2 protein-coding genes are annotated in these 4,461 nt (G+C 38.2%); both read right to left on the bottom strand.

Annotated features, from left to right (window positions below; all coding sequences use genetic code 11):
- Positions 1–92: 92 nt before the first annotated feature.
- Entirely contained in the window at positions 93–515 is a 423-nt protein-coding gene (locus QZ265_RS09920) for a hypothetical protein (protein WP_296405772.1), read from the bottom strand.
- On the bottom strand, positions 515–4,461 hold a 3,947-nt coding region (locus QZ265_RS09925; RefSeq protein ID WP_296405774.1), incomplete at its 5' end, for a helicase-related protein. The genes QZ265_RS09925 and QZ265_RS09920, both read right to left, overlap by 1 nt.

Here is a 4,461-nt window from a genome sequence, read left to right on the forward strand (position 1 = left end):
TGATAGAGATATTAATGCCAGTAAGAACATTCTTGCGGTCGGGCTTGACCGTCTTGTAGAAGGAATCCCCTCACTTTAGGGAGGGGAGGAAGTCAATCAATCATGTCGGTAATACTTCGCCTGGTTTCCATATCCTCATCGTATAAAACATAGGGTTCTTTGTTAGCTTTCAAATCCCATGAATTATTTGTAACCAGTGTTTTACTACTCATTTCAAGATAAAACAGATCAGCCGCTACGATGGTTTCAGCATCGTTACTGCCCTTATAAATAGCTGTAATTGATTCATCTGTTTGTGGGCCAACGTTGTAGTTGTATTTACGCAATACATCCTTTAAAGCCCACCAATACGGCCCATAGACGCGATAACGCATAATATCGTTTTTTAAGCGTTGGTATATCACGCCAGCCGCAAACTCAGTGAAGTCTGCATCTGGATTGTTTATTGATAGTGATTCTCTTGCCTCACTGGTCAGTGTAGTTAATTCTTTACTATCGTATGTATAATTTAACATTAGGATGCCTTCTCAAAATTTAAATCGTTTTTAGCGGATGGTTTATCTTCAATAAGTCTTACATAGGCTTTATATGATATCACCCAGCATTGATTCCTTTTATCCCAGAAATACTTTTTATCACCTCTTACGTTGCTACCATAGGTAGACGCATACTCCTTTATATCGTCTTTCCATTGATAAGTATTGCCTATAACTTTAATCGCTGTACTGTCAGATAATAATTCCTCTAACGCTTTGGCGCCATCCGTTAAAGTTTTATGTCGTAACGCCGTCTGATATAACGCTCTAATCTTATCAGTACCAAAACTGATATCACTTCTAGTTGCTTGTCTTAAAACAAGACCTAATATTAAATCAACATCATTAATAACATCACGATTAACTAATGATGGATTAAACACGTATTTATCAAACATATCATTAGCAATCTTTAAAAAATCCTCCTGCTCGTATGGTGCTTCACGCTCAAGATCAAATGACTGTTTTATATCTGTGTCCATCTGCTCTCTAACACCAGGTTCAATATCTAGTAAACGTGATAATGTTTCTGGTGATGTTAGTGAGTAGTCATCGTCGGTAGAGATTGGCGTATTATTATAGATAATATAATCCTTTAATGAACTAACAATAGTTTTGCCATCCCCATATCTCTGAAGCTCACCTTCTTTTTCAACCTTACTATCTTTATCAATAGTAAAGCGGCCTTCCTCAAGATTGATATTGATACCAAATGAATTGTAGTCTGCTAATGCTTTTTTAGCCAAATCTGTTGATTTAGATAATACGCTTACAGGTAAAATGAATGGCAATGATAAGCATGATAGCTTAATATGCGGCTGACTAAATAAACCTGGTTTAATATCATACGCTATCTGAGCATTCCCATCACGATAATCAGCAACGGCCGGTACTGATCGGCTATATATCGGATCATCTAATTCATCACGAACATAAAGCTGATCTTCAATGGCCGCCGCTTTTTTCACATACTCTAAATAGTCCGGATCAGTTGGTAGCACTACTTTATTTAATGATTCGCCATAGCCTAAATCAAGAGAGGTGGTATAGGCGTTCCCATTAGGTCTAAGCCGCCATATATCAAGATTATCATCTGTAATTAACAATAATTCTGCGTCTCTACCATTCACTACAATAAATGTGCCAGGTTCTATATATGATTCTTTGACAATCATAGCTTCACCTTTGGCAATCTTACTGCCAGCCCCAATAGGTAGGCCACCGGCTTCTCGTGATATCTCGTCAATCGCTAAGCCTGATTGCTCAATCATGTTTTCAGCAGTCTGTTTAGCTTGCTCATATTCTGATTGATAGTCGCTATCGTCCTTTATGATAACCTCTTTAGCATAACCCTTATCTACCAATATATTTCTAAAGCTTGATTCCCGTGACCCATAAGATCGAGTGCTATCCTTATCGCTTGGTTTAAATTGGCCGCTGTTCTTTTCAATTAAAGAATATAAATCTTCAGCAGTGATTTTAGGTGCGCCTACGCTCTCTGTGGGTTTACTTTCTGCATCGTAAGTCACTGCATTGATTTCAATAGACTCAAGGATCTTTTGAAGTTTCTTTACAGCGATATCTTTAGCCGCGGCATATTTTTTAGCATAGTTATCTTGCGTTTGTTTGGATTTTTTAGCATCTTCAGATTTTTTTAAGTTATCCATATTGCTACGGATAACTTCAACGGCGCTAAGAATATCGTCGTTATAAAGCGAATGAGGACTAGTGTTTGCTAAAAACTGTTTCTGTTCTTCAATGATAGTGAGATTGATGTTTTGATTACGTTTTGCGCTCTCAATGCGTAACTGGTTCTCCCTTTTCTCTTTATTAGCCTGATATTGTGCAATAGCGGTCTTGTCACCACCAATTGCAATTAACGCCTCTTGATCTTCTTTAGAGATACCACCAGTAACAGCCACGGTATTTTTACCGTTATTTTCCAAAACACTGCCAATCCATTCATCTTTTTTATTGATCATGGTGCGCTTAAATTCGTCAAAGGTGCCGTCTGCATCATAATGATAAATCGTTACTTTGTCTGTCTTATTGCCTTGACGCGCGCCACGGCCGTTACGCTGCTCTAAGCTGTCCGGCGTCCATCCAGTTGTTAAATGATGGATAGCTTGAGTACCTATCTGCAAGTTAATACCAACTTCTGCTTTTTGGTTAGCAATAATGACCTGGTATTGATTATCATCTGATTCAGCGTTAAAACCATCTTGAATATTAATCATCTGGTCTGGTTCGTTATTGATTTGACCGGTAATGATTGTAATTTTACTCGCTGGTATGCCGGCTTGCTGCGTCAAAAGCTTTTTAATTTTGTTATGCAAAAATAAATGATCACAGAAGATAATCTGTTTAATGATTTTACTGTTGGTACCATCTGAATTTACACCGCGCGGATTAGCCTGTTCATTTTTAAAGTTATCAAGCATTGCCGCAACTTTGGCCGATATCGTTACATCCAGTTTTAACCCCTCTTTATCTGCTATATCCTCAAAATTACTTTGAAGTTTAGAGTTTAATGTATCGATAACAATGCGCTCACGGCCACTATCTATAACGATTTTAGCTTTAACTTTTACTTTATAACCGCTTAATACTTTTTGATCACCATCTTTAGTGTAAACTTCAGTGGTATCATCTGGATCAGTGAATACACTAAGTCTTGACCTTTCGTCTATTGACGGCTTCTTGTTGAATTTCTCAATAGCACTTTCAGCAAGTTTCTTTTGCGCGCTGTCAAAGTCATAAAAAGTAGCTTGTTTGCTAAAATCACTATCAGCAATCAATACATCCATTTTACGAATCAGGTTAAAAGGATGGCCCATTAATTCGTCTGGCTCATTAAACAGTGCTTTAACCTCGTTATACGCATTTTGCATTTTCAAGTCTAACTTCTCATCACCGGTACGCCAATTCTGCGGCGGCTCTTTAGACATTGCGCGAGCTACTTGGTACGATAATTGATAAGTTTCGAGTAGTGCTTTATTGTCTGGTGATAAATCAATTTTAGTGGCTTTTTCCTCGCGCTCAGGTATAACAACACTTAAACCCACATCACTAGCATCTTTAACAGTTGCCGTTGATTTAATCGCATGGTTTAACGCTTGTACGTTACGAATACCGGTAAATACGTTTTGTGAACGCTCTCTGCCGTCGATTGTAGGTACAACTTCTTCTTCAATCTGACACATTAACTGTAAAAATTCATCTGCACCTTTTACGCCGCCGGACATATTATTCACCACATCACGACCAGCCGCCAACGATAACATCGAATATATCTCAAGTGGGCTATTGGTAATAGGTGTAGCTGATAACAGCTGAACGCCGTCATTATTTTTACTGCCGCTGCGTATATACCATAACTTAGCTTGTGCATCTTCGCCCCTATCGGACGTGCCAGCCAATGATAGATATTTCACGCGGTCATCTGTTTTGGGTGCTGTGATAGAGTTTTTAAACGCATGCGCTTCATCAACAACCACACTATCAACGTTCATATCTTCTAAAAACGGCGCGCTTGAATTGATTTTAATATTATCAATCAACTGTGCCACTAGGCCCTTAGCTTTTTCATCATCCTTTTTAAGCTCTTGATCCTCGTAAGCCGAATCCGTCTGCTTCAAATATTTAGCATAACCTTCGATACTGTCATCTTTTAAACGAATACGCCTAAATGCCTCAAACGTCATGAATATTTTTCGGTACTTGCCGTCAATCGCTGCAACCAAATCTTCATCATATTTATTAGAGTAAACTTTAAATTTACCGTCTTTTTCTCTTAGACCAACAAATAAGCAATCATCTGTATTTTGATATGCAAAATTCGCTTCTTTACGCCAATTGGATAAAACGCTATTGGGTACAACGAATAACGTCTTTTTCTTAGCCCCAATGTTTTGTACGTGCTGAG

The sequence above is a fragment of the Psychrobacter sp. genome, assembly GCF_018260395.1.
In the GTDB taxonomy this organism is placed as follows: Bacteria; Pseudomonadota; Gammaproteobacteria; order Pseudomonadales; family Moraxellaceae; genus Psychrobacter.